The organism is Devosia sp. CN2-171, assembly GCF_049354815.1.
GTDB lineage: Bacteria > Pseudomonadota > Alphaproteobacteria > Rhizobiales > Devosiaceae > Devosia_A.
Genome location: NZ_CP186479.1, coordinates 3,443,142 through 3,468,477, shown reverse-complemented (window position 1 = coordinate 3,468,477; position 25,336 = coordinate 3,443,142). Strand labels below are relative to the sequence as shown.

The 25,336-nt window shown below is 61.0% G+C and carries 23 protein-coding genes and 1 pseudogene; 4 read left to right on the top strand and 20 right to left on the bottom strand.

Annotated features, from left to right (window positions below; all coding sequences use genetic code 11):
• Position 1: 1 nt before the first annotated feature.
• Positions 2-391 carry a nuclear transport factor 2 family protein gene (locus ACOYW5_RS17205; protein WP_423066115.1) on the top strand — a complete coding sequence of 130 codons (390 nt, stop codon included), beginning with the start codon at positions 2-4 and terminating at the stop codon, positions 389-391.
• 29 nt (positions 392-420) lie between these two features.
• Positions 421-915 (top strand): nuclear transport factor 2 family protein, encoded by a 495-nt coding sequence (locus ACOYW5_RS17200; protein ID WP_423066114.1) that lies wholly within the window; start codon positions 421-423, stop codon positions 913-915.
• A 72-nt stretch (positions 916-987) separates the two neighbouring features.
• On the opposite strand, the gene ACOYW5_RS17195 is transcribed toward ACOYW5_RS17200, so the two are convergent.
• The 8 genes and pseudogenes from ACOYW5_RS17195 to ACOYW5_RS17160 form a co-directional block, all read right to left on the bottom strand.
• Entirely contained in the window at positions 988-2,607 is a 1,620-nt protein-coding gene (locus ACOYW5_RS17195) for a carboxylesterase/lipase family protein (protein WP_423066113.1), read from the bottom strand.
• Between the two features lie 434 nt (positions 2,608-3,041).
• Positions 3,042-3,506 carry a cyclophilin-like fold protein gene (locus ACOYW5_RS17190; RefSeq protein WP_423066112.1) on the bottom strand — a complete coding sequence of 155 codons (465 nt, stop codon included), beginning with the start codon at positions 3,504-3,506 and terminating at the stop codon, positions 3,042-3,044.
• A pseudogene (locus tag ACOYW5_RS17185) lies at positions 3,503-3,721 on the bottom strand (MFS transporter); the annotation flags it as partial. The gene ACOYW5_RS17190 and the pseudogene ACOYW5_RS17185, both read right to left, overlap by 4 nt.
• A gap of 391 nt (positions 3,722-4,112) precedes the next feature.
• Positions 4,113-4,922, bottom strand: coding sequence for a hypothetical protein (locus tag ACOYW5_RS17180; RefSeq protein ID WP_423066111.1), 810 nt, complete (start codon positions 4,920-4,922; stop codon positions 4,113-4,115).
• Positions 4,919-5,950, bottom strand: a complete 1,032-nt coding sequence (locus ACOYW5_RS17175) for a Gfo/Idh/MocA family protein (protein WP_423066110.1) — start codon at positions 5,948-5,950, stop codon at positions 4,919-4,921. Before ACOYW5_RS17175 ends, ACOYW5_RS17180 begins: the two co-directional genes overlap by 4 nt.
• Before the next feature lie 233 nt (positions 5,951-6,183).
• Entirely contained in the window at positions 6,184-7,011 is an 828-nt protein-coding gene (locus tag ACOYW5_RS17170; protein ID WP_423066109.1) for a carbohydrate ABC transporter permease, read from the bottom strand.
• Between the two features lie 3 nt (positions 7,012-7,014).
• Positions 7,015-7,929 carry a carbohydrate ABC transporter permease gene (locus tag ACOYW5_RS17165; RefSeq protein WP_423066108.1) on the bottom strand — a complete coding sequence of 305 codons (915 nt, stop codon included), beginning with the start codon at positions 7,927-7,929 and terminating at the stop codon, positions 7,015-7,017.
• A complete protein-coding gene (locus tag ACOYW5_RS17160; RefSeq protein WP_423066107.1) occupies positions 7,929-9,191 on the bottom strand; it encodes an ABC transporter substrate-binding protein in 1,263 nt (420 codons plus the stop codon). Before ACOYW5_RS17160 ends, ACOYW5_RS17165 begins: the two co-directional genes overlap by 1 nt.
• A gap of 238 nt (positions 9,192-9,429) precedes the next feature.
• On the opposite strand from ACOYW5_RS17160, the gene ACOYW5_RS17155 reads away from it, so the two are divergent.
• Positions 9,430-10,518, top strand: coding sequence for a LacI family DNA-binding transcriptional regulator (locus ACOYW5_RS17155; protein ID WP_423069486.1), 1,089 nt, complete (start codon positions 9,430-9,432; stop codon positions 10,516-10,518).
• 381 nt (positions 10,519-10,899) lie between these two features.
• On the opposite strand, the gene ACOYW5_RS17150 is transcribed toward ACOYW5_RS17155, so the two are convergent.
• From ACOYW5_RS17150 to ACOYW5_RS17100, 11 genes are all read right to left on the bottom strand, one after another.
• Positions 10,900-11,445 (bottom strand): nucleotidyltransferase family protein, encoded by a 546-nt coding sequence (locus ACOYW5_RS17150; protein WP_423066106.1) that lies wholly within the window; start codon positions 11,443-11,445, stop codon positions 10,900-10,902.
• Positions 11,426-12,370, bottom strand: coding sequence for an XdhC family protein (locus tag ACOYW5_RS17145; protein WP_423066105.1), 945 nt, complete (start codon positions 12,368-12,370; stop codon positions 11,426-11,428). The genes ACOYW5_RS17150 and ACOYW5_RS17145 overlap by 20 nt, the downstream gene beginning before the upstream one ends.
• Positions 12,371-12,412: 42 nt before the next feature.
• Positions 12,413-14,605, bottom strand: coding sequence for a molybdopterin cofactor-binding domain-containing protein (locus ACOYW5_RS17140; RefSeq protein WP_423066104.1), 2,193 nt, complete (start codon positions 14,603-14,605; stop codon positions 12,413-12,415).
• Position 14,606: 1 nt separating this feature from the next.
• The gene (locus ACOYW5_RS17135) at positions 14,607-15,557 is read right to left on the bottom strand and encodes an FAD binding domain-containing protein (RefSeq protein ID WP_423066103.1); all 951 of its coding nucleotides are present in this window, start codon (positions 15,555-15,557) and stop codon (positions 14,607-14,609) included.
• Positions 15,554-16,198 carry an aldehyde dehydrogenase iron-sulfur subunit PaoA gene (paoA, locus tag ACOYW5_RS17130; RefSeq protein WP_423066102.1) on the bottom strand — a complete coding sequence of 215 codons (645 nt, stop codon included), beginning with the start codon at positions 16,196-16,198 and terminating at the stop codon, positions 15,554-15,556. The genes ACOYW5_RS17135 and paoA overlap by 4 nt, the downstream gene beginning before the upstream one ends.
• A 1,586-nt stretch (positions 16,199-17,784) precedes the next feature.
• Positions 17,785-18,996 (bottom strand): PQQ-dependent sugar dehydrogenase, encoded by a 1,212-nt coding sequence (locus tag ACOYW5_RS17125; RefSeq protein WP_423066101.1) that lies wholly within the window; start codon positions 18,994-18,996, stop codon positions 17,785-17,787.
• Between the two features lie 193 nt (positions 18,997-19,189).
• Positions 19,190-19,594, bottom strand: coding sequence for a DUF2255 family protein (locus ACOYW5_RS17120; RefSeq protein ID WP_423066100.1), 405 nt, complete (start codon positions 19,592-19,594; stop codon positions 19,190-19,192).
• A 12-nt stretch (positions 19,595-19,606) separates the two neighbouring features.
• Positions 19,607-20,623 (bottom strand): zinc-dependent alcohol dehydrogenase family protein, encoded by a 1,017-nt coding sequence (locus tag ACOYW5_RS17115; protein ID WP_423066099.1) that lies wholly within the window; start codon positions 20,621-20,623, stop codon positions 19,607-19,609.
• An 18-nt stretch (positions 20,624-20,641) separates the two neighbouring features.
• Complete coding sequence (locus ACOYW5_RS17110) at positions 20,642-21,406, bottom strand: glucose 1-dehydrogenase (RefSeq protein ID WP_423066098.1); 765 nt, start codon at positions 21,404-21,406, stop codon at positions 20,642-20,644.
• A gap of 51 nt (positions 21,407-21,457) precedes the next feature.
• On the bottom strand, positions 21,458-22,228 hold the full coding sequence (locus ACOYW5_RS17105) for an SDR family oxidoreductase (protein WP_423066097.1): 771 nt from the start codon (positions 22,226-22,228) through the stop codon (positions 21,458-21,460).
• Positions 22,229-22,574: 346 nt separating this feature from the next.
• The gene (locus ACOYW5_RS17100; RefSeq protein WP_423066096.1) at positions 22,575-23,021 is read right to left on the bottom strand and encodes a lipocalin-like domain-containing protein; all 447 of its coding nucleotides are present in this window, start codon (positions 23,019-23,021) and stop codon (positions 22,575-22,577) included.
• Positions 23,022-23,149: 128 nt separating this feature from the next.
• Here ACOYW5_RS17100 and ACOYW5_RS17095 point away from each other — a divergent pair, with 128 nt between their 5' ends.
• A complete protein-coding gene (locus ACOYW5_RS17095) occupies positions 23,150-24,061 on the top strand; it encodes a LysR family transcriptional regulator (protein WP_423066095.1) in 912 nt (303 codons plus the stop codon).
• On the opposite strand, the gene ACOYW5_RS17090 is transcribed toward ACOYW5_RS17095, so the two are convergent.
• Complete coding sequence (locus ACOYW5_RS17090; RefSeq protein ID WP_423066094.1) at positions 24,062-25,285, bottom strand: arabinose transporter; 1,224 nt, start codon at positions 25,283-25,285, stop codon at positions 24,062-24,064.
• Positions 25,286-25,336 lie beyond the last annotated feature (51 nt).

The window sequence follows — 25,336 nt, the reverse complement described above, 5'->3', positions numbered from 1 at the left end:
GATGAGCACGAACCTTGAACTGGTCCGCGCGACCTACGAAGGCTCCTCCGAGGACAATGGCCGCAATCTGCTGGCTGTCTTGTCCCCGGACGTCGAATGGACCGAAGCGGAGGGCTTCCCCTACGCCGGGACCTATGTCGGACCCGACGCGCTGATCGAAGGGGTGTTCCGCCGCCTTGGCACGGAATGGACGGGCTACCGCGCCGACGTCCACACCTATCTTGTCGACGGCGATCGCGTTGCCGCGTTCGGCGTCTATTCAGGCACCTACAACGCAACGGGCAAGCCTATGACGGCGCCCTTTGCCCACCTCTACCAGCTCAAGGACGGCAAGATCGTTCGCATGACCCAGTACGTCGACACCGTGCTGGTATCCCGCGCGCTCAGCTGACGGCGCGAAACCAAACCGGAGACAATCAAATGTTCAAGACAACGATTTTTGCATCCATCCTGCTCGTCACAGCCTCGGTGGCAGGCTTTGCCGGCCCGGCCCAGGCGCAAGGCGTGACCGAGACTCAGATGGTTCAGGACTACCAGCTGACCCAGAAGAACAAGGAACTGGTCACCAAGGCTTATCAGGAGCTGTTCGGCGATCACGATCTCACCGCTCTCGACCGCTACTGGGCCGACGAGTACATCCAGCACAATCCCTATATAGGCGACGGCCGGGAAGCCGTGAAGACGTTCCTCGAAGGCCTCGGCATCCTGAGCTGGCCGAAGCAGCAGGTGAGGTTCGAGCGCGTCATCGCCGAGGGCGATCTGGTCATGGTTCAGACCGCTCAGCCCACGTCGGCCAACGGGCCCGGGACTGTCATCGTCGACATCTTCCGCGTCGAAAACGACAAGATCGTCGAGCACTGGGACGTCATCCAGCAGATCCCGGCTGACGCCACCAACAAGCGGACGATGTACTGAGTTCGAGTCGCCCCCGGGCGAGGCCAGGTCGTGGTCCGGCCATTGCGGCCGGACCACGACTGAGCCGCCTTGCTAGGCCCTGCCTTCCCAAAACAGCCGCTCGGCCTGATCAGGATCCAGAACGACACTGGGGTCGGCATCGAGCCACAGCGTTGCTCGCTGTTCGAGCGTGTAGGCCGGCCACTCCCGAACCCCGGGCGCCGACGGCCGGCCATCGCGAGCGAAGCCAGCCCAAAGAGCACTCATATGCTGTGCCGTCTGGATGCGACCCGGCGACTGGTCGGCATAGAGGAAGAAGTCGAGGTTCTTGTCGGTGTTGGCGAACTTGATATTGATATCGGCCGCATGCGGCGATCCAATGGGGAAGTCGGTTCCAGGCACCAAGGTCGGGCTCTCGTAGGCCAGCTGGTACATGAACACGGGCGCGGCACCCTGGGCGACTTTCGCTTCGGCGATCTTGATCGAGTCGCGCCAGATCGGCGAGGTGGTGATCGCGAAGTACAGCGCCGCAGGCGACGCGTCGGGACGGGACTTCCTGAACGTCTCAATGACTGCTTCCAGGTCGTCTCCGGAGTACGTTTCGCTTAGCCGGCTGCGCAGTCCCGCGTCATCGATGTTGAAAATGTCCGGCGGGCCGAACAGGCTGAAGAACACGGTCTCGTCGCGGCACGTACCGCACAGCAGGGGTTTGCCGGCTGAGAACGATGCGACACCGTCAGCGAACGGGTGCTGGGGGATGATGGTGCCGTCGACGAATGCACCAAAGCCGGGGAGCGGGTCGGGGTCGCCCCATGGCGCAACACCTCGCGCTGCTTCCAACTCCTGGATTTCGAGCAGCTTTTCTGCCGGTAGCTCGTGCAGTTTGGGGATGTCGGTCGCGGTTAGCCCGAGCAGCTCCAAGGTCCGTCTGGCACGCTCAGTTGCGCCCTGGCGGGCAGGGAAACGCAGGGGCGAGGCACTCTCGATGGAGGCTTTGTGAAACAGATGAGCGGCATCGGGCATCGTGTAAATGGCAGCCGTCTTGGCGCCGCCACCGCTTTCCCCCCAAACCATGATATTGTCGGGGTCGCCGCCAAAGTTCTCAATGTTTTCGCTCGTCCAGCGCAAGGCGGCGAGGATATCAAGCATCCCTTGGTTTGCTGCATACTCCCCTCCGGCCAAATCGCCGAGAAAGAGATAACCGAGAAGCCCGAGCCGATGGTTGGATTCGACGACCACCACGTCGTGGAGCCGCGCCAAATTGGTCCCGTCCTGGCCGGTCGCGGCGCCGGAGCCGATCATGTAGCCACCACCGTGATTATAGAACATCACGGGGCGGCGCTTACCGTCGACCGCCGGCGTCCAGACGTTCAAGTACAGGCAGTCCTCCGAGGGCGCGGGCATCCGGCCATTGCCGGTCGGCCCCATCTCAGGGCCCGGCCTCTGATAGGACGGGTTGGCGAACTCGAGAGTATCGCGAACGCCGCGCCAGGCGTCGAGGGGCTGAGGTGCCTTGAACCGGAGTTCCCCGAGCGGAGGCTTGGCATAAGGGACCCCGAGGAATTTGACGATCCCGTCCTCCCCCTTGCCGCGGACGGTGCCCGATCCAGTGGCCGCTTCTATCTGCGTCCCGTCATGGGCTCCGGATGGCAGTGGTAGACTGGCTGCGGCCAACAAGCCCAGCGACGATCCGATCAAAGTGCGACGAGACATAGTAGTACCCTGCATTTGGTTCCCATGCGTTGCTCGATCAGCGCGCCGCCTTGGATAAGGGTGGCGGCGCTACAAGGATGTCCGGCACTTAGAAACAGGATACCGCGCGCCGGATCCTTGTCGATAAACGCCCCAATCTGCGCCCCCTCCCCAGCAGCTCGAGCAGCTCCACCTTGGTATTGCCGTGTTGATGAATACCACCGTGGCGCCATGCTCGGGCAAGGGTTGCGGTCGCCGACATGGGCGCTGAGCAGGGCGGTACTTTGCGGCTGCCGAGGTCAGCTCGGGCACAGCAATGGCAATGTGATTGAGCCGGCCGATCATCGATTGGAGAGCCTTCCCTCGATCTATCGTTCACCACGGATAATGCCGCCCACAAAAGCGCGTCGGCATCGGCCTACATTTAAGCGGGAGACCACGGATAGCGATTTTTCCTACTCCACCAGCTCGATGCGCGCCCGATAGTTGGCCTGCTCGAGCAGAGGCTGCAGGCTGCCCTCAATGTGGCCGAGTCTGATTAGGCCAGGCCAGTATTCATATTCGCCGTAGTAGACGATGATGTTGCCCCAAGATGCAAAGTACACAAAGTCGCCGGGCGCCTGGTTGCCGAAGCTGCCGGCCCCCTCGGTGGTCAGCTTGCGGGGCGGATAGGCGATCTTCTCGTTGTTCCCGTAGCTCTCGAATTCAAGGTCCAGCGGCAGCAAGGTCACAAAGTCCCGTGAGGTCGGACTGTCTTCGAGGACTGCCGTGACAGACGTTCCACCGACTTCGATGCTCACTCTCATGGCTTTCCTTTCATCTGCAGCCCCGCTCTGACCGAACGCCGCAGGCACCAGCGTCAGGGCAAGCACAGCCACGAGAGCCGAGGGATATCGCAGGTGTGCGAAGGACTTTTTCACCGTGGAATCTCCGGAGTAGAACGCACTGCGGCGATTGCGAGAACCGAGGAGCCGCAGAGAAGGACCGCCCCGAGGACAAAGGCACTCCACCAGCCCACCGCATCGAACAACGCACCGCCGCCAGTGGCCCCGATCGCAATTGCCAGCTGGATCGTGGCGACCTGCAGGCCGCCGCCGGCTTCTGCGTCATTGGACAGAGCCTTGCAAAGCCAGGTGAGGCCGCTGCGGGCATCGCAGCGCTGGAACGCTTCAGTGTGAGTTGCTGGTCCATGACCAACTATCTAGGGCGGATCGACCTCGTTGATTAGCAGGTTCAAAACGCTAGGACTTATCCGTCCCCGGTAAGAATACGTGAAGGACGCAAGGCGTCGGCCACGAGCCAAGCGCCACCGTATTGGCGTTCCTCTTTGGCGTCGGCCGCCGCGTCGCTGACTGGCCAGATGACGCAGTGACACCCGTCTCTGCTCGCTCTGGCCGCCAGCATCTCCCTCATCGTGCACGGGCCCATCTTCGCGGGTTGCCTGCTCGCCTCCACCGGTGATGCGTCCAGCATACCGTTCGAAGCCGGGAGCGCTCTGCAAGTCCGGGAATCGAACGGTGCATTTGCTATCCGTGGTACGCACTTTCGCTGCAAGTAACGACGGACGTGGGAGTCGACAATTGTTGCACGAGTAAGAGCAGCGGGACAATGTCAGCGAGGCGCGGAATTCCTGTCATCGTGCCGGAGAGTTCGGCGGCGATGGCTCGCCAGAACAGTAGCAATCCGCTTTGGTACGCAGCGCGTTTTACTTGGAGACCGTCAGCTGTTGCGATTGTCACCTGCGCTGGGCGAGCAGTATTAGCCCCGTGGGATAAGACCTCGATGCGTTCGGCTAGGCCAACAATGTCGAGGTCAAAACGCTCGGTCGCTGCGCCGATCTGCCCGCCCCAAAGAACCGGTACTCCCGATGTCGTGCGAGCGGACCCTGAGTAAGAGTGGGGGGGTTCGACTAGCAACCTAATGTCGGTCAGCGTCCCCAGCAGCACCTGCGACGCGACAAGTTGCTCCAACCAAGCGGCAGTTTTGTCGGATCGTGACAGATACTCGGAGCGAACGAGGACGGCGCTGCCGACAGACATCGACGCTAGAACCTGTGTCATGGTCGCTGCCAAATGCAGGATCGGGAAAGTCGGGATAGTCGCACCGCTCAGTCCGTCAATCTGCTTCTCGGTGGATAGACAGGGAGCGGCGAGGACTAGTGCACGCGGCTTGCCCGTCAGGCCCAGCTCAATGCAGTCGGGGGTGACTAATGCAATGTCGGCGGCTCCATCGTCAACGAAATGAAACGTCGACGGGAGGCTTGCGAGTATGGCGCGCTGCGCGCTCGCCGTTTCGTCCGAACAGAACGCGCGGATAAGAAAAGGTCTCTTGGTCACGCTCTTGCCTCTAGATAATGGTCAATACTGCCTGCGAGATCGAGTGCGAATGCGAGATCGGCCACGGCCGTTTCGAGCGGGATGGGTGGCGCGGTTCCATCACGGACGGTCCGGAAGACGGCTTGCCAGACAGCTTGGTAGCCGTTGTGGTCGAAACTGAAGACTTGCGTCGAATCTGGGCCTTCCAGCTCCACGCGCCCCGACCCGGCCATCACGTAGGATGGTGGCATGCTGGCTTTGAGTCGATAGGTGGCGCCCACTACATCGAAGTGCCACTTGGGCGGCCACTTGCCCGGCGCCAACGCGGTCAACTCGACCGTACTGGTGCTGTCTTCGGTGAGCAATGTGTAGCCGTACGGAGGCATAAACTCGGCCGACAACAACTGCCCCATGTTCGGTTGGAAGTCGCGAATGAGAGGGACATTGTGGATTGCGAGGCCGAGCATGGCCCCACGCAGCATCATCTTCTTGAACGCCACATCCAACGTCGCATCGCCACGTGGGACTGGGACGACCGGAACCTGTTCAGTGATCTGATTGATGAACTCATCGTTGCTGGGTATGAAGATGCCGGAGCGGATTCGCAGGGCTGCCTCACCGGTCGACTTCCACGCCTTCAGGGCAGCACGATAAGCTGGATCGTAAGCGTGCATGGTATTGACGAAGATCGCCGTACCGCTTGCTTCTGCCGCGGACTTGATGGCGACGGCTTCTTCCATGCTAATCGCTAGTGGCTTCTCACATAGCACGACCTTCTTCCCGGCACGGCAAGCAGCAATCACCTGCCCGGCGTGAAAGGCATTGGGGCTGCAAACCGCGACGACATCGACAGCGGGATCTGCGAGCACAGAGGCAACTTCAGTCGTGCCCGTGGCACCGCACCGGCCGGCTACAACATTGGCAACCGCGGAATTGGCGTCCATGACCCAGAGGATGCGAAACTCCTCTGGCATGCTCGCAAGGGCCCCTAGGTGTATCGCCTGGGTGACCGGGCCGGCGCCAAGGAACCCAACGCCGACGGCGCTCATGCTGCCCTCCGCTCGGTCTGCCGGGGACGAAGCCACCGCGCGGCGAGGTTCGCACTCTCGGCGGGATGCGAGCCGGCGGCGGTCAGGAAGAATAAAGGTGGATTATGGGCCATAGATCTCGTCATTTGGGCTCTCGTGGTTGTGGCGGGTGGAGTCGGAGAGAGGTTGACGCCACCCGCCCTCCTCCTGGGAGGAGATCTGGACAGAGAGGGTCACCCCGCGGAGACGCGTGCCTAACCCTTTACGCCGCCGGCGATAGCGCCGTGCGTGATGAACTTCTGTACAAATAGGAAGAGGATCAGCGTCGGCAGCATCGTGACAGTCGCCGCCGCCATTAGGCTACCCCAATCGGTAGCAAACTGCTGGATGAACATCTGCACACCCACCGGCAGGGTCATCGCCTCAGTCTTGCGAAGAAAGACGTTGGCAATGAAGAACTCGTTGTAAGAGAACAGGAATGCAAAGATCGACACTGCCGCGAGGCCCGGGCCTGACAACGGCAGCACGATACGGACGAAAGCCCCGATGTGGCCACATCCGTCGATCAACGCAGACTCTTCGAGCTCGCGGGGGATGGTGTCAAAGTAACCCCGCGCCATCCAAGTCACGAATGGAAGGTTCACCGCCCCGTAGACGATTATTACGGACAGCGGCGTATTGATCAGCCCAAGTGGCCGAAACAGGATGAAAAGTGGAATCAACGCCAGGATGATAGGGAACATCTGGATGGCGAACAGGGTCGTCGCATAGCCAGTCAGCAGTCCATTGCGGTAGCGCGACAGCGCGTAGCCTGCCAGCACTGCCGCCGTCACGCTGAAGACCGTGGATCCGAGCGAGATAATTACCGAGTTCCACAGGTAAGTGAAGAACGGAGTACTTCCCAGTGACGTGTAGTTCGTAAGGGAGAGTGACTGGGGGATGATGCTGGTCGAGGTGATGATCTGTTCGGTCGTTTGAAAAGAATTTAGCGTCATCAAGATGATGGGGAGGTTGACCACAAGCACAATGACCAACGTAATGGCGGTCAGTCTCCATCTCCGCCACAGGACTTGCGTGCCCATCGCTCAGCTCCTTCGTTGCCAGCGGAGTAGGAAAACAAACAGCGTCATCAGGATGAAGAGGGTGATGAATGACGTCGCCGCGCCCATGCCAACGTCGTTGCGCGCAAAGGTATAACGGTAGGCGTAAACTACGAGGTTTTCGGTTGCGTTGGCGGGCCCTCCCCGGGCCAGCAGCCATGGGGTGTCGAAGTCATTGACCGTCCAGATCGTCATCAAGAGGCAGAGAACGATCGAGATGTTGGCTATCTGGGGCAAAGTAATGTTCCAGAACGCCTGCCACCGGGTTGCGCCGTCAATAGCGGCTGCCTCGTAAAGGCTGCGGTCGATGGTTTGCAGAGCCGCCAGCAGCGACAGCAACATGAACGGGAAGCTGCGCCAAATCTTGATCAGGATGACGATCGTGACGGTCCAATTGCTGTCAGAAAGGAAGTAAATTGGGCTCCCGCCGAAGAAGGTGATGACCTGGTTGAACAGAGCCCTATCGTCGGCAACCATCCAACGCCATGAAACGATCGCGACTAAGGAGGGGACGATCCACGGGAGGAGGAGCAGAACACGGAGTATGCCGCGTCCTGGCATGTCCTGCTGAAGAAGCATGGCCAAGCCAAGCCCCAGCAGGTAGCAGCCAACTACGTTGCAGACGGCGAAAATCGCACTGAAGCGGAGCGCGTGGTAAAAGGCCGGCGACTCTAGTAGGCCGAGGTAGTTGTCGATCCCGACGAACTTACCGGGCTTCATGAGCGAGCCATCGGTAAGGCTCAGGAACAGGCCCTGAGCCATTGGGTAGGCTATGACGATGATCAGCAACAGGATCGAAGGCGCAAGCAGGAGGGCTGGCGTCAAGAACTGGGGAGCCGTTAGTTGCTTGGCGCGAATGCGCCAAGCAACAGGCTCGGAAGTGTCCAGAGCGGCACTCATCACTGGCCCATCAGCTCCTCGAGATGAGCTTGAGCCGCGGCCAGATTCTCGCCGATCGGTTGTCCTTGCCAGATCGACTGCGTCAGGCTCAACAGGAAGCCGTCACCCTCGATCTCGCTGAGCTCGGGGAACGTGCCGCCCACCGCCGCCGACATCGGCTTGGCGACTGGGACGTAGCTGTCCATAATGAACTTGACGTTCGGGTTACTCTGGAAGAAGTCATCGGCCGCGATCGAAGCGCGGGCGGGCAGATTGCCGACGTGGCCATCTGTCCACAGCGGCAAGGCGTTTTCCGACCACCATTTCAGAAACGCCATCGTCTCTTTGGGATGCTCGGTCTGGTTATACACCATGACGTTGTTGATCCAGCTGATGGTGCCAACGTCGCCATGCGGCCCCTTGAGCGGCGGCACAATGCCAATCTGCGGCTTTGCGTCACCCGCCTGTTCCGGCAGCAGGGGCCCCTGCAGCAAGAACGCTGCTTCGCCTCGGAAGAACGAACCGTTTGAATCATCGTTGACGTAGCCTGCGCTCGCCGGATTGAGCGAACCATCGGCCACCAGATCAGCCAAGAACTGCACCGCCTCGGTGGTCCGCTCGCCAGTAAGGGCGGGCTTGCCACTGGCATCGAAAAGACCGCCACCATTGTTGATGGCCATGGCTAAGACCCAGTGCAGCCCGATTGGGTCTCCGGCTGAAACCAGGCCGTACTTGCCGTCGCCCGTTAACTTCTTGGCGGCCTCACGAAATTCTTGCCACGTTGTTGGAACTGCAACCCCGGCGGTCTCGAGCAAGTCCTTGCGGTAAAACAGCACACGCGTATCAATTGCCCAGGGCAGCGCGACATAGTGCCCATCATAGCGAAGGGCATCGAGCGCGCCTGGCACAAAGTCATTTGGGTCCAATTGCGCTACCAGTTCATCGATCGGCAGGATCGCGCCCTGGTCGTAAAGCTGTACGGCTTGGAAACCGGCGCCGGTCGAGAGGTCCGGAGCGCTTCCCGATGCAATCGCTGTGACGAAGGTTTCGTACCAGTTGGTCCATGGTACGGAGCGGTAGACCACCTTCACGTCGGGATGTTCGGCGTTGTAGCGGTCCACGAGGGCCTGAGCGGCAACCGGGTAGTCCGGCCCACCCCAGATCATGTCCCAGAAGTCGATTGATACTGCCTGTGCGAGAGCTGAGCTCATGGTGAGGGTCAGCGCTGTACCGGCAAGCGCCAACTTGAGTATGGCGCGGCGTGTACGATGGGTCCTGCTCATTGGTGTGTTCCTCCCTTGGTGTCAACCAATCTCAATCGCGCTCCGGCGATCCGGGCGCGGATAAGCTGTCTGCTGACTCGTTGAGGGTCAGCAGCGGCGCGGCTGTACGTTTGCATCCTCCTTTACCCATCTGCTCTTTGCTTTCGGGAGCATGATGGATGTCGTCGTCCCTATGGTGACGTCAACATGATGACGTCACCATATTGTCATCCGGTTAGCAAGAGGGCATGTGTTGATCATGCAGATGATCAGCAAACGGTCGCCACGGGCGGCCAAGGCCACCATGACCGATGTCGCGCAACTGGCTGGTGTATCGGCCGCAACCGTGGCGCGAGCTCTCTACAAGAATGGCTATGTGAAAGAAGAGACCCGCCAAGCAGTCGAGGCAGCCGTGGCAGCAACAGGCTATCGGCTAAACTCGCTGGCGCGCGGACTGCGCACCAGCCGCAGTTTCACGCTGGGGCTGGTGGTGAGTGAGCCGCAGCCTAGCGCCTTTCACGTTCAGACTGCAAACGTTGTGCAACTGGAAGCGCTGAAACTCGGCTACACCGTCCTCACCCTTAACAATCACGGGGACGCGGCTATGGAGGCCGCCGGCGTGAGGCGGTTCCTCGATGACCGCGCCGATGCAGTGATCTTTTGTGCAGCCATAGATCCGGCCAACGTCCGGCTCATCGAGCGCAGCGGGATTCCAACGGTTCAGATCGAACGCCAGGTCGCGCTTGTCGGCGGGCTCGTGCTACCTGACGCCGAGCAGGGCATGCGCGAAGCAGTCGATCATCTCTACGCCCTTGGCCATCGAGACTTTGCTTACATCGGCGGAGTGGGACATTTTGACTTGATGGAAGGACCAAAGTCAGAGGCGGTCGAACCTAAGCGCGAGCGACTCTTTCTCGAAAGCGTCGCACGCCACGGGCTCTCAGTGCCCCCGGCCTACGTCCGGCGCGGGGCATATTACATAGATGGCGGGCAGCGGGGGCAGCCCGGCCACGAGCTAGTGAAGGCCCTGCTCGAGCTACGCCCTCGACCTACTGCCTTGATTTGCGGTTCCGATCTGCTTGCGGCGTTCGCGTTGCAGGCAATCAGTGAGGCGGGGCTGCGTGTTCCGACCGACATATCCGTCATCGGTTACGATGGTGTCCTGGCCGAAATACTAACGCCTCCACTATCAAGTATTGCCCAACCGATCGAGGAGTTGGGACGTCTCGCCGTTGAAATGGCAGTCGCGGCCATCGATGACCCCAATGCCACCTTGCAACCGTGCGTGATACCCACGCGTCTGCTGTTACGCGAATCCACTGGCAATGCGCCCGCCGGCGGCCCGTGATAGGCGCCGGGCGTGACTGTGGGGGAACTTCTCACGGCGTCGTCAGAGGTGCCGGAGTGCAACAAGACCAGGCACCTCCGCCGCGGCGCGGGTATCTGACGCGTGCGATTCTACCAGCGAAGCAGCCAATGGCACCCTGGCATCTATCGACGCTCGCTACTCAGCCAGCCCAATTGAGCCTCACGAGCAGCCCGACCTGTCGGCATCCGACCTCACAGCGCTCGTTACGGAGCAAATTAATCTCAAACACATCGTATGACAGTTTTGCCATCCGATCGAAACAGGACGGCAGCGATCCACATGGACTCCACACGTGAAACGCAAATCAAGCGAAGTCATCCAGGTGATCAAAGTCATGGACAACCCCATCGTGAGGCGAAGCTATCTCCAGCAAAGCCCCTCCGGCAGGTTCGCGATGATGGACGATGCCCCTGTATCGCCTTCTAGCCGGGCTAGTTGTCCGAAATGCCGGCGCCCGAACAGCACCGGGTGACCTGGAAGACCGTTATAGGTTGGCCTGACAACGGTGACCTCGCGGGTAAGTGCTGCGGCCAGATTGCCGAAATCACTCGTCGTGACCAAAGGCATATCCCCCAGGCAAATGAATGCACCCAACGGAGCGCCGGCGATCGCGGCTATCCCAACTGCGATCGAAGTTCCCATACCCTGATCGGCATCCTGATTGAACGCCTCTCTCGCGTGTGGGGCGCGTGCCAGGAGGCCGAATATGTCTGAGCGATAGGCCGCCCCCGTCACGACGATACAGTCGGCAAAGTCGGCTTCCGCAATCGTGCGGAGCAGATGGTCTAGCAAAGGCCGCCCTTGCCACGAATTGGCAAGCTTGTTGACTGAACCAGTCCGCTTGAACGGCCGGCTGCCAGCACAACCGCCACAAAGTCCTTCATCATTAAGGTGCGGCCGTCGCAACAGGCAAATCCATGGCGTCAAATTCAGCACGCGATGCCGAAATTTCTGCAAGCACCGACAGGGCAAGCGTTGCCGGATCGCGCGACTGGGGCAGCCACCCGATTGGGCCGCGGATGCGATCGACCATCTCGCCTGGCAGCCCTGCTCCGAGCAAGCGGATACGTCGACCTTCATGCGTGCGGCGGCTGCCGAGAGCGCCAAGGTAGAAGCCTGGCTCAATCAGCACGCGCCGCAGGATGGGATCCTCCCATTCGTGCTGATGGAACAGCAGCACTGTCGCCGTCCAAGGATCGATAGGCGGCTTCCAATCCATACTGGAGCTAGAAAGTTCGATCCTCTGCGGGTAGTCGCTCATCAAGGCGGCATCAGGCGTTGCAACGACGACGTCGAAGTCGGCCGCAATCCCGACCCTGGCGAGAGTTTCGAGCTCGGGTCCACGACCAACGAGAAGCAAGCGCGTGCGGGGTCGGACCGCTCGAGTGAACGTTTCCCCGTGCCAACCTTGCGGGCGATGGAAAGGCTGAACTTCTGCGCTCCCCGCTGCCGGATCAAACACAATGTTGAAAGGAGTGCGACGTTCAAGTGCGCGGAGCACGCGGTCGATCATTGCTGGATCCGGGCGCACATGGACGAGGACTTCTATTCCCCCGCCACAGGGAAAGCGGATATCAAAGAAGGGCGAGCCGGCACCAAACCGCAACAGCTCGTCCTTTCCCCTCGCAAGGCAAAGCTTGACCTCTGCGGCGACGGCTGGCTCGACACAGCCACCCGACAGATAGCCCGAGTAGCGGCCGTCCGAGAGGACGGCCATGTGGGTGCCAACGGGACGAGGACCACCTCCCTCGACGCGCGTGATCGTCAAGAGCGCACCTTGCAGGCCTTGCGCCAGCGCATCGCCGAGAAAGATGAACGGGCTTGCCTCCATCCCCCTTGTCGGGTCGGTTCGTGCCGGACAATCAAGCATCTGTCAGTGAGCCGGAAGTTGAGACAGATGCTTGTCGAGCGTGATGGGATAGCTTCGCACGCGCACGCCGGTGGCATTGTAGACGGCGTTTGCGATGGCTGCGCTGACACCGCACAGACCGAGTTCGCCTATCCCCTTGGCCTTCATTGCCGATGAGGTAGGGTCGGCCTCGCCAACGAAGATCACCTCCATCTCGCCCATGTCGGCGTGAACAGGAACCTCGTAGCCGGCCAAATCGTGGTTGACAAAGAACCCGCGACGCGAGTCAACCGCCAGCTCTTCCATAAGAGCTGCTCCTATCCCCATGACCATCCCTCCCAACACTTGGCTTCGCGCTGTGATGGGGTTGAGTATTCGGCCGGCATCGCAGGCGGCTACCAGACGCCGCATCCGGATCTCGCCAGTGAGCGCGTGAACCGCAACCTCGGCGAAATGTGCGGCATAAGTGGCGTGCGCCGGGTTTCCACGTTCTCGGTCGTACTCCATACGATCCTCAACCGTGATCTCGCCATCGGCCACCGCCTCGACCAGTGGCACCTGTCGATCGCCAAATATTACAGTCCCGTTCTCGAACCTTGCGGCGGCCGCGTCGAAGCCCAGTTTCTCGGCGATTGCGTTCCGCAATGTGACGCAGGCAGCGTAAACCCCTGACGTCGAACTGTTGGCACCGGCTTGCCCGCCTGAACCCCACGCCGATGGAAAATCTGAATCGCCCAGCATGACCGCCACCTGATCGACACCTAATCCAAGCATCTCTGCTGCGGTCTGGGCGATGATGGTGTAACTTCCCGTACCGATGTCGGTCTGGTCCGCGGCGACCAGCAGCGACCCGTCGGTTCGAAGCATTACGCGAGCACCCGATGCCCCGACAAAATTGCCTCGAAACCCGGCTGCCATGCCCGTGCCGATCAGCCAGTCGCCTTCCCTAGAGCTGGCCGGTACAGCATTTCGGTTCGACCACCCAAACCGCTCGGCGCCCAAGCGGAGACACTCCGCCAAATGCCGGCTTGGGAATTGCTGTGTCGGGTCCACAGGAGTCTGAAGAGTGTCGTTGACCAGCCGCAGTTGCACAGGATCGATGCCCACGGCTTCTGCCAGCTCATCCATAGCGACCTCGAGCGCCATCAGACCCGGAGCCTCGCCAGGCGCACGCATATCACTGCCTTCGGGCAGGTCTAGATCTGCCTTGCGGTTGACAATGAAACGATTGGCGCCAGCGTACAGCCATGCGCTTTGTCCCGTTCCATCCTCCCCTCTGCCGCCAGGCAGATTGCCGGAGAAGCACTCGTGCGAAAAAGCCTGCAAACGTCCATCCGAAGTGGCGCCGAGGCGAAGCCGCTGGATAGTGGCAGAACGATGAGTGGTGTTGTTAGCCATGAATGGACGAGGCAAGGCAACCTTTACTGCTCGTCCGAACTGGCGGGCGGCGAGGGCTGCCAGAATCGCATCCGACCGAAGCCACAGCTTGCCGCCAAAGCCGCCCCCCACGAAGGGCGACACCATACGCAGTTGGCTGACGTCTATGCCCAGCGTTGTCGCCAGGTCACCTTTGCCGAATGTGATCATCTGGTTGGACGTCCACAGCGTCACTTGATCGCCTTCCCAATAGGCAAGCGTCGCATGCGGCTCCATCATCGCGTGTGTCTGGTTGGGAGTGGTGTACTCCTGGTCAACGGTATGCGGCGCCGAAGCGAAAGCAGCTTCGAAGTCACCCAAATTGGTTGATGGCTCCACCGCATCCATGTCGAAACCCGCAAAGGCTTCCCGCAGGTCGAAAGCGCCCTCCTCCCCTGCGTATTCGACCGTGATCATGGCCGCCGCGGCTCGGGCCTGCTCGAAGGTCTCTGCGACCACCAGAGCGATGGCTTGGTGATAGTGCTGAATCTGCGATCCGCCGAAGAGCTGCGCGACGTTGAACATGCCCTTGCCAACATCGTTGAAGTCGGGGGCAGCAATAACTCCAAATACGCCGGGGGCTGCTGCGGCGGCGGCGGTATCCATGGACAAAATTCGGCCCTTGGGGATTGAGGCACCCACGGGATACCCATAAGCAGCATCGGCGATGACGTCGTGCCGCTCGTAGGCGTAGCGTGCGGTACCGGCCGTTTTGAGGGGACCGTCGATACGAGTGATCGGCTGCCCGACGACGCGCATCTGGTCGATCGGATTGCTGGTTTGTGTGGGATCAAATCTCATTTCATGCTCCCGCCTGTCCCAGTAGACCGGTCAACGTGCGTGTCGCCAGCTCGATCTTGAATGCGTTCTCGTGAGTTGGGTTGGCATCTGCCAGCAAGAGATCCATAGTTGCCTGCGCACCTGATGGAAGTGCGGCATCGGCCTGTGTACTTCGCCATGGCCGGGGAGCGACGCCCCCGAGCGCAACACGGCCCGTGCCGTCCTCGGCCAGGATTAACCCCACCGACACGAGCGCGAAGGCATACGAGGCCCGATCGCGCACCTTGTAGTAGACGTGACGGCCGCCTACCGGAGGCGGCAGGATAACGGCGGTTATCAACTCGCCTCGCTCAAGCACGGTTTCGATGTGCGGCGTGTCGCCGGAAGGCGCGTGAAGCTCCTCAATTGGGATCAAGCGCGTCGTGCCGTTCGGAGATACGGTCTCTATGGTGGCGTCGAGCGCCCGCATGGCTACCGCCATGTCACTGGGATGGGTGGCGATGCACGATTGGCTGCCACCAACAACGGCGAGCATACGGCTGAAGCCCTCGATGGCCGAACAGCCGCTGCCAGGGGTACGTTTGTTGCACGGCTGGTTCGTATCGTAGAAATAGGGGCAGCGTGTGCGCTGCAGCAGATTGCCGGCCGTCGTGGCCTTGTTGCGCAGTTGGCCGGACGCGCCGGCGACCAGAGCGCGTGTGAGTAGACTGTAGTCGCGCATGACCCGAGGGTGCGATGCCAGCGCGGTATTGCGCACCAATGCACCGATGCGCAGCCCACCCTCGGCTGTATCCTCAACCTCGTCGAGGCCGAGACCCGTAATGTCGACAAGGTGCGCCGGACTTTCGATCTCGAGCTTCATCAGGTCGAGCAGGTTGGTTCCGCCGGCAATGAACTTAGCGCCATCATTGGCGAGTACGGCTTGCGCCGCTTCGGAGGTCGTCGCGGCTCTCTGATAGCTGAACGGTTTCATGCGCGCGCCTCCGCAACGTCGGTTATGGCATCGAGAATGTTCACGTAGGCGCCGCATCTGCAGATGTTGCCGCTCATTCGCTCGCGGATTTCTGCAGCTGTCACTTGCGGAGGCTGGGCCAGATCTTCGGTCACGTGGCTGGGGACGCCTGCTTCGATTTCCGCCAGAACAGAAACGGCGGAGCAAATCTGGCCAGGGGTGCAGTACCCGCACTGAAATCCGTCGTGATCGACAAAAGCCTGCTGCATCGGGTGCAGCGATGCCGGAGTCCCCAGGCCCTCGACTGTGGTCACCTCTGCACCCTCATGCATGACGGCCAGCGTCAGGCATGAATTGATCCTTTGCCCATCGACAATCACCGTGCAGGCACCGCACTGGCCGTGGTCACACCCTTTCTTGGTGCCCGTCAGGTGCAGGTGTTCTCGAAGAGCGTCCAACAGCGACGTGCGATTATCTAGATCCAGCTGCTGCCGTTGCCCGTTTACAAGGAGCGATACCGATCCGCCGTGGGTTGGCTCCAGTGCTCTCTGCACTGGTGGTGACTGAGCCGCTACGTTGGCGCTTAGAGGAGAAATCGACAGCGCTGCTCCAGCGGCGATCAGATCGCGTCGAGTGATCTTGAAATCATTCGGTTCCGACAAGGCAAGCCTCCTAGGCTACGCTGGATGCCGACCGTCGCTGACGGTTCGTAATCACAGTCAAGGTGGCAAAGCCTATGGTCGGGTCGTAGCAAGATTAACCCTCAAGAGCCGATAAGGCTCTTCGCCGATTTAGGGTAATCGGTGCACGATACGACGCGATGCGCTCGAAAAGCGGCGGACTTTGGGACGATAACGCGCAAATAGGAGCTCAAACCGCAGGAGCCCCTGCAAAGGTCGTCGCGGGATTGTGAACCTAGGCATCTATAAGGTGGCGTGCCCCGAGCGTGCTGTAACTTGTCGGTAGTCATCCGCAGCGGGCACCAGCGCAAAGTCAGGATATCTCGTGAATTCTACCGCATCCAGCGGTGCAATGGCGTCGGAGGCAATGATGTACGCCAAGGGCCACCCGAATAGAGCGCGAGTAACAGGGCGACCAAAGCCTGGCCAATTAGGGAATCGATTTCGCCTTGCTTTGTCGCATTAGCCTGCGTTGGATTGCGCTGAAGCGTTCAATCTCGGACGCGATGTTGAGCGCGAATGTCGGAACGTCCGTCAACACCCCTCAGGGCTATCGACCGCGATCGGTCAGGGAACGGTGCGTAGGAATGGCTTCCCCATGCACCCCAGGCCGATTGCCGAAACTGTAAATGCGCCCTTGCCAAGTGCTTGGCGTTCCATCGTCTGCTCCCGTTAGCCAATATGAGTATGAGAGGCGCATTGGCGAGTGAGTAAATGCCGTTATCCGCGTGAACCAGTGAGCGGAGTTCATGAGGGGTAGCAATGCCTCGGCGCCCCGCTAGATCTCTACGCCCGAGAGCCTTTCGCAGAGTTCGAGCAGCTGGTCTTGCATCGCCGTGTCGCGAGTGCCCCCGTCCGGCTGCCGAACAGCCATTTGGTACAGGTACTCACCCGTGAGGCCAGCGAGGGTGCGTCAGCCGCGGGGGCGAGCACGACCTGGGTGGCGTAACCCTCTGCGAGATCATCCGGCGCGCCGCGACCGCCCATGCCAGTCGGCACCCAGCCCGGATCCACGGCGTTCGACGTTGTGTCAGGCCTCAAGCGAGCGACGGCGAAGCACAGCATCGTTAGGTCAAGCTTGCTTTCGGAATACGCCGTCGGGCAGCTACATGTCGACTCCGCCACACAGCGTCCTCGAGATGTGGCTCGACGCGTTGCATACCGGAACGGAGGTAGATGAGCCGCTGGGGCGTTGCATGATAGCGGTGAGGACGTAAGGAGCCAGCAAGTTGACCGCGAAAATCGCCGGCAGGCTATCCGCCACCTGCAATGGTCCGCCGCCGTAACCAATCCCCGCATTGTGGACCACGGCACTCATCGGTCCAATGGCATTGGCCTGCTCGGCAACGTCGTGCGCCCCGCGATAGTATGGAGGTCGCCAACTACAATGCTGTTTGCCTCCGGGAATGCCCGCTTGACTTCGTCCACGCGCGCAGGACAGCGCGCGTGGAACACGACTTCGTGGCCCAGTTCGACTAGTTTCTGGCCAGTGAGCAGCCCAAGGCCAACCGTCGAGCCGGCTACGAAAATGCGAAACATCCGTGTGCGCTTGGAGCGTGATCAGATCGTCACGGCGTGGCGGTCAGCCGAACGATTTCGGAACCTTGCCCGCGGCGCTCCGTGATCACCACGATCGAGCCATCGGGCGCGACCTTAACGTCCCTTACCCTGGCGCCGAGGGGCACCCGCTCCTCGGCCACGACCCGATCGTTGCCCATGTGCAGGACGACGACGGATTGGGCGACGAGGCCACCGACGAGAAATGCTCCGCTCCACTCGGGGAACATAGTGCCCTCGTAGTACGCCATTCCGGATGGTGCGATGACAGGATCCCAGTAGTAGACAGGCTGCTCGGTGCCGGTCTGGGCGGTTATACCCTCGCCGATGGGGTCCCCGCTATAGTCGATACCGTAAGTCACCTCCGGCCAGCCGTAGTTCTTGCCGGCCTCCGGCATGTTCAACTCATCTCCCCCTCGCGGCCCGTGCTCCACCGTCCACAGCCGGCCTTGGGAGTCGATCGCGGCGGATTGCATGTTGCGATGGCCCAGGCTCCAGACCTCGGGAAGCGCGTCAGCCGTGCCGACGAAGGGGTTGTCAGCAATGGCAGCGCCGTTGCGGTCGACACGGAAAACTTTTCCGATCCCACTGCCGACGTCCTGGGCCTCCACACGTACGCTCGCGTCGTAGCGCTCGCCGACCGTGATAAAGAGAGCACCATCGGGCGAAAAGGCAAGGCGCGACCCGAAGTGGCTAGTGCTGGCATAGCTGGGCATCTGCCTGAAAATGACCTCCAGTCCCTCTAGATGCCCACCTCCATTGCTATCGCGGACGAGAGTAGCCCTAGCGACCGAGGTGCCGTTCCCGCCTTCTCGCGGCTCCGCATAGGAGAAGAACACCTGATTGCTGGTTTCGAAGTCAGGCGCCAACGCTACGTCGAGAAGGCCGCCCTGGCCGGCAGCATCAACTTGCGGAACGCCGCCGATATCCGGGCCAACTATGCCCTCGCCGTTGACGATGAACAGCCGCCCTTCCTTAGCCGTCACGAGCATGGCCCCATCAGGCAGAAACTCGAGGGCCCAGAGCTGGGGAAGTTCGCGGGCGATCACGGATAACTGAGGCTCCGTCACGACCGCCGGCAGCGGCGCCCGCGTTTGATCGGGCAACTGCGGCTGCTGCCCAACGGCGTTTGGTGGTCTCGACTCCACCGGGGTCTGTGCAAGGGCCGGAAGGCCTGGCGCGAACGTCAGGACGATGCCAAAGGCAAGCAGGGATCTGATCATGGGTCTCTTCCTCGCTGGGAGTGATTTGCCGTCCGTTCCCAGATGGGTGCTATTTCCACGGCAATAAGCCCGTCTAGATCGCTAGCGCTTATGCGTGGAGCCGATAAGTGGATACGGGGTGGCGCCGCCTGCCCACGCCTCGTGAGACACCGGACAGGCGAGGCTGGCCCGGCGCCAGTGTGCACCAACGATGTCACGTCTCGGGACGGGTGGTCGGTCTATTCGGGGCTTTGGGCTTGACCCTCACGGTCGCGGCGCGGGCTCGCTCACCGATCATACGGGCGAGGTATGGGCTAGTCCCGTATTTCGCCTTGTAGGCCGCATCGATGCGGTGGTCTATCGGCCCCTCGACCGGTTCGAATGCGACCTCCCGGGTGAGACCGGCAGCAATGATCCTGCCGGCCCCTTGCTGTATCTCCGACTGGTGCCAGCGCGAGCTGCGGCCGTAATAAGCCCTCACGTAGAGTTCGCCGTCGACAGCCACCGACCAGATCCAGGTCGGCGTCCCGTATGTCACCCCATCCGCGCGGAACGGGGAGACATGCAGGTCATCTGCCTCGGCGATGCGCCGCAGCTCGTCCGCCGGCCATCTGTTCATGGCACCGCCCGGTCAGACGCGCAGCAGCGTCTTGATGGCGCGGCGTTCGTCCATCGCCTTGTAGCCTTCGGCTACGTCAGCGATCGGCAGAACCTGGTCGAACACCTTTCCGGGGTTGATCTTGCGCGTGAGCACCAGGTCCATCAGGTGCGGCAGAAACCGGCGCACTGGGGCAGGTCCACCAAGCAGGTTCTTCTGCGCGAAGAACAGGAACTCGCCACTGAGCTCGACACCATGCGGCACGCCGACGAACCCGATCGAGCCACCGGGTCGCGCAGCGTTGATCGCCTGGAACATGGACTCGTTCGTTCCCACGCATTCGAGCACGGAGTCGGCGCCCACGCCCTTCGTGAGCCGCTTGATCGCTGCGACACCTTCGTCGCCACGCTCGGTGACGATGTCGGTTGCGCCATACTCGAGAGCCAGCTCCTGGCGTGCCTTGTGGCGACTCATGGCGATAATCCGTTCGGCGCCCATCTGCTTGGCGGCAAGCACACCCATGAGGCCCACCGCCCCATCACCGACGACGGCGGCAACCGAGCCGGGCTGAACGCGCGCGGCGTCGGCGGCGAACCAGCCGGTGCCCAGGACGTCGGAGACGGCCAGCAGGCTCGGTATCAGGTCGTCAGCCGGCATCTCGGCGGTCGCCACGAGAGTACCGTCGGCGTTGGGGACGCGAGCGTAGGGCGCCTGAGCACCCCCCATAAACTCGCGGTGTTCGCACGACGACTGGAAACCGTGCTGGCAATGCGGGCAAGTATTGTCCGAGGTTGCGAACGAGCCAACCACGAACTGGCCCGGCTTGACCAATTTGACGTCGCTGCCGACTTCGACGACGACGCCACAATATTCATGGCCCATGTGCTGCGGCTGGTTTACCGGCTGTAGCCCGCGATAGGGCCACAGGTCCGACCCGCAGATGCAGGTGGCGGACAGTTTGATGATGGCGTCCGTAGGTTTCAGAATCTTGGGTTCGGGGACGTCCTCGAAGCGGACGTCTCCCGGGGCGTGAAGTACTGTGGCGAGCATTGTCGCGTTCTCCTTGGGTTATGCAGTGGAGCCGCCGTCCACGACGAGGGCGTGGCCGACGATGAAGGAAGCGCCGGGGCTGCACAGCCACATCACAACGCTGGCGATCTCTTCGGGCCGGGCGATACGGCCAATCGGCGTGCCCTGCTCGAGGCCGCTCATCGAGAACGTGCCATCATCAATCATCTTTGCCACCATGGGCGTATCGGTGGCCCCGGGGCAGATTGCGTTGATGCGGATGCCACGCGCTGCGTACTCCTTGCCCGCGCTGCGTGTCAGGCCGAGCACACCGTGCTTGGTGGCATGGTAAGCCGCGAGCTGTGCGCCACCGCGGATCCCGCCGACGGACGAATTGTTCACGATCGCGCCCCTGCCCTGCCTCTGCATCTGGAGCAGTTCATGCTTCATGCAGGCCCAGACGCCACGGAGGTTGACGGCAGTTATCCTGTCGAACACATCTGTCGGCACGTCCGCCAAGTCACCCGTAGGGACCTGGATGCCGGCATTGTTGAATGCGACATCCAGACGGCCGAATTCGGCAACCGTCCTTTCGACCATCGCCGCGACCTGGGACTCGTCTGTGACGTCGCACACCACGGCGATCGCCTTGCCGCCAGCCGATGTGATCTCGTCCACAGTGCTTTGCAGTGCAGCCTGGTCGATGTCGGCCAGCGTCACCGCTGCGCCTGCATCGGCAAAAGCCCGCGCAGTCGCAAGACCCATTCCCATGGCGGCGCCGGTCACTAGCGCAACTTGCTCGCTAAAGTCGTATGTAATGCTCATGAAACGTCCACTCTTGCTGGTGAAGTCGACTGACAGGCGTAACCTAGTCGATCAGCCCGGCTGAGCGGTCGGACGGAATAGGATCTCGTTCACGTCGACATCGTCCGGCTCGTTGACGGCGAAGGCGACCATGCGGGCAAAGGAGTCTGCGGGAAGACCGATCTTGCTGACGAATTCCTTAGTGTCGGTCTGGATGTCCTTCTCGCTGATATGCTCGAGCAGCTCGGTCTTGACAGCACCGGGCGAAATGATCGTCGTCCGGATGTTGTAGGGTTTCACTTCCCGACGCAGGCCTTCGGACAGCGCGCGTACGGCGAACTTGGTGGCGCAATAGACAGTGGCGTCCGGCCCGACCACGTGGCCGTAGACTGATGCGACGTTGATGATGTGGCCCGATCGCTGCGCCTTCATGTGCGGAAGGGCGGCGGCGATGCCGTAGAGCACCCCTTTGAAATTGACGTCGATCATCTGGTCCCATTCGTCGATTTTCAGCCGTTCCAATGGGGCGAGCGGCATTAGGCCGGCATTGTTCAGCATCACGTCGACGCGGCCGAACGCCTCAACCGCCCTGTCGACGAGCGCCTTAACCTGATCCTTATCGGTGACGTCGGTCTTAACCGCCTTTGCTTGGTGCCCTCTGGCAGTAAGCTCGCGAGCTACAGCGTCGAGGCGATCAGCCCGGCGCCCTCCAAGGACGACCTTGGCCCCTCGTGCAGCCAGATGTCGCGCAGCTGCCTCGCCGGTGCCGCTACCAGCGCCGGTGATCACGATCACTTTGCCCTGAATATTCTCAGACAATCGTCCACCTTCGATTTGTTGCATTGCAGGTAGCGCAAGACCAACGCGCGTTTCGCCGCCTTGGGTGGCGCTACCCTTCGTCACTATTCGACAAGCTCAATGCGTGATGGGAACTCGCCGCGTTTCAGCAGCCGGTCTATCCGAATCTTCATTGGCGCTCGTTCTTGGAGACTTCGCCGCTGGCCAATTCCGGACCGCAACCTTGGGAGCCTGAAAACCGAGCCGATGCTCATCTGAGCCGGAGAGGGTGACCCGCAGCGGCTGTGCTAAGTAACACTTCCTGATCACACGGATTAGTCACCCATATCCGCATGGACCTATCGACTGTCGATATGAATGGAGACTCCGCTTGGTGCGGAGTCTCGCCTTGTTACTGACGCTCGTAGGTGACGCGCCAGCTTTCCTCCGGGTTGGTCGGGGTTAGAACCAATTGATCTTCCGAAACCTGGAATGCGCGCTCGAAGCCCTGCCCGATCATAGTGCGCGCCAAAGATGACTCGACGGTCACGACGAAGGTTTTCGCGGCCTCATCGATCGTAACCGTGCCGTAGAACGCCTCATAGCCGTTGGCGGTGTACGGTGTAGCCGCCGCATCGGCATCCGGATTCATGGCCTGCACAGACATCGTACCAGCGTCGGTGAATACGATCTGCCCGGAATACTCAATCGGCTCAAGCTCGCCCGCGGCGTTGCCGACTTCCAAGGAAGTCATGCGCCACGCCCCCGACAGCAGTTTGAGGCTGTCGTCCTGCGCAAACGCCGGGGTCGCGACCGCCATAGCGGCAGCCATTGCCAACGCAACGTGAAGTTTGGTCATTTTCGTCTGCTCCTTTTCATGGATTCATTCTTGCGCTGACAGAGGTGGGAACCGACCACTGCGCTGATTAGCCTCATCCAATCGATTGGACCTATCGACCCATGATATGAATTGCCAAGGAGCGGGCCATGAAGCGTGAAGATCTGAACGAACTACTCTGGTTCCTAGCCGTTGCGAACGAGCGCAGTTTCACAAAAGCCGCAGCCAAGCTCGGTACGTCGCAGTCGACCCTGAGCCACACAATCAAGAAGCTCGAGACCCGGATGGGGATGCGGCTTTTGACCCGCACCACTCGTAGCGTCGCGCCTACGGAGGTAGGAGAACGTCTGATGCGATCGCTCCAGCCGCATGTGGACCAGATCGACGCCGATATCTCAAATCTAATGGCCATGCGCGACAAGCCGTCCGGCGTGGTACGCCTTACCGTGTCAGACCATGCCTACGAGAGCGTCGTGTGGCCGAAACTGCGCCCGGCACTGCGCGATTATCCCGATATTCAGTTAGAGGTCAGTATCGACAACGGCCTGCGCAACATAGTGGAGGAGCGCTTCGATGCCGGGGTGCGTCTGGGCGAAAGCCTCGACAAGGACATGATTGCGGTACGTATTGGGCCAGACTGGCGGATGGTCGCTGTCGGATCACCCGACTACTTCGCTCGTAATCCGATCCCCGCCTCTCCACCAGAACTCGTGAACCACAGCTGCATGAACCACCGCCATGAGAGATCGGGTGGCCTTTATGCATGGGAATTTGCGAAGGACGGAAGATCGCTGCGAGTGAGAGTAGAGGGCCAACTCGCCTTCAATACATCATTCGCCATGATCGACGCCGCAATAAATGGCTACGGCGTTGCATTCGTCCCAGAGGACTTGGTGGCAGGACATATTACTGACGGCAGACTCATTCAGGTGCTTGATGATTGGTCGCCTGCTTTCGCTGGGTACTACCTCTACTACCCGAGCCGTCGCCAGATGTCCCCGGCAATGTCAGTGATTGTGGATGCGCTGCGACATCGAAGTTCGGATCGCACAGGTATGTGATCAGCTTTCGGGGCTAACCTGCTCGGACGGTTCAACATCATCGCTGCTGCGTCGAAGATGCGCGGCTATTGGGACCGTACACAGAGCCAGGACGGCGCTGGTGGCAAAGACCGCGCCCAGTCCGTAGGCTCCCGCTAGCAGTCCCAACAGCGGCGTCAGAATGCCGAGAGCAACATCTATGAAGGCGGTGTACACCGCCATTGCGGACCCCTTGGAATCGGCAGGCGCCCTCCGAACTGCTTCGATCCCGAGGCCGGGGAATACGAACGAGTACCCCAGGCCGGTGACAAGGGCTCCAAAGAACCCAAGAGCCGGCGTTGGCGACAACCATATGAGGGCCATGCCTGCAGCCTGAACGATTACAAAGATCATCGCAGTTTTGGCGCCGCCGATGCGATCGGGAAGTCCGGCAAAGGTTACCCGGGCAACAACCAGAGCGACGGCGAATGCCGTGAAGGGAAGCCAGGCCGGCTCCCAGCCTCGCTGCACGAAAAGCAGCACCGAAAACGCCGTCATAGCACCATAACCAAGGCTCGCGCCCATCATGCCCACCCCCGGCAACCAAACGGCTCTGAGGACCGGTTTCCACCTCCTTGCCCTGCTCGGGCCGCGTCGTTCCGAAGGTACTCGCACAATCGCCAACAGGCTGATCGTCGAGGCGCCCAGTGTGACCACCGCGATTGCCGCAAACCCAAACGCCTCAAATAGAAGGCTGCCGATGGGAGCGCCGACGGCGAGCGCGATATACATGGCCGTTCCGATCCACCCAATCACCTTGCCAGCATTTCCAGGTCCGGCCACGGCCAAACCCCAGCTCTGCGCACCAGTGATGACGAAACTCTCCGCACCGCCCATGACCGTACGCCCAGCCACGAGCACAGCTACGGAGGCCGTGGGGTTCTCGACCAAGATTAAAGAAAGCAAGTAGATAAGGGCCGCGACGATTGCCAAGAACAGTCCGGTAACAACCGCGACCTTAGGCCCGCGAGTGTCTGAAAGAGTGCCCGCTACCAGTCGCGATAGAAGGGCCGCTGCGAACTGCGCGCCCGACACGAGCCCCACGACGAAGACCCCGAAACCAAGGCTGTCGTGAATGTAGAGCGGCAATGCCGGAAGCGCTGCACCGGTGGTCAGAAAGATGACCGTTACGGACGCTAAGATGGGGGCAAGGTGCGCTAACAGGCCCATTGAGTTGCTGCCAGTGGTTTGCTTGCGGTCGCTCAATTTCAGGACTCGCGTTAGCGCATCTGCGCTGGGGATGGGGACCGCAATGGA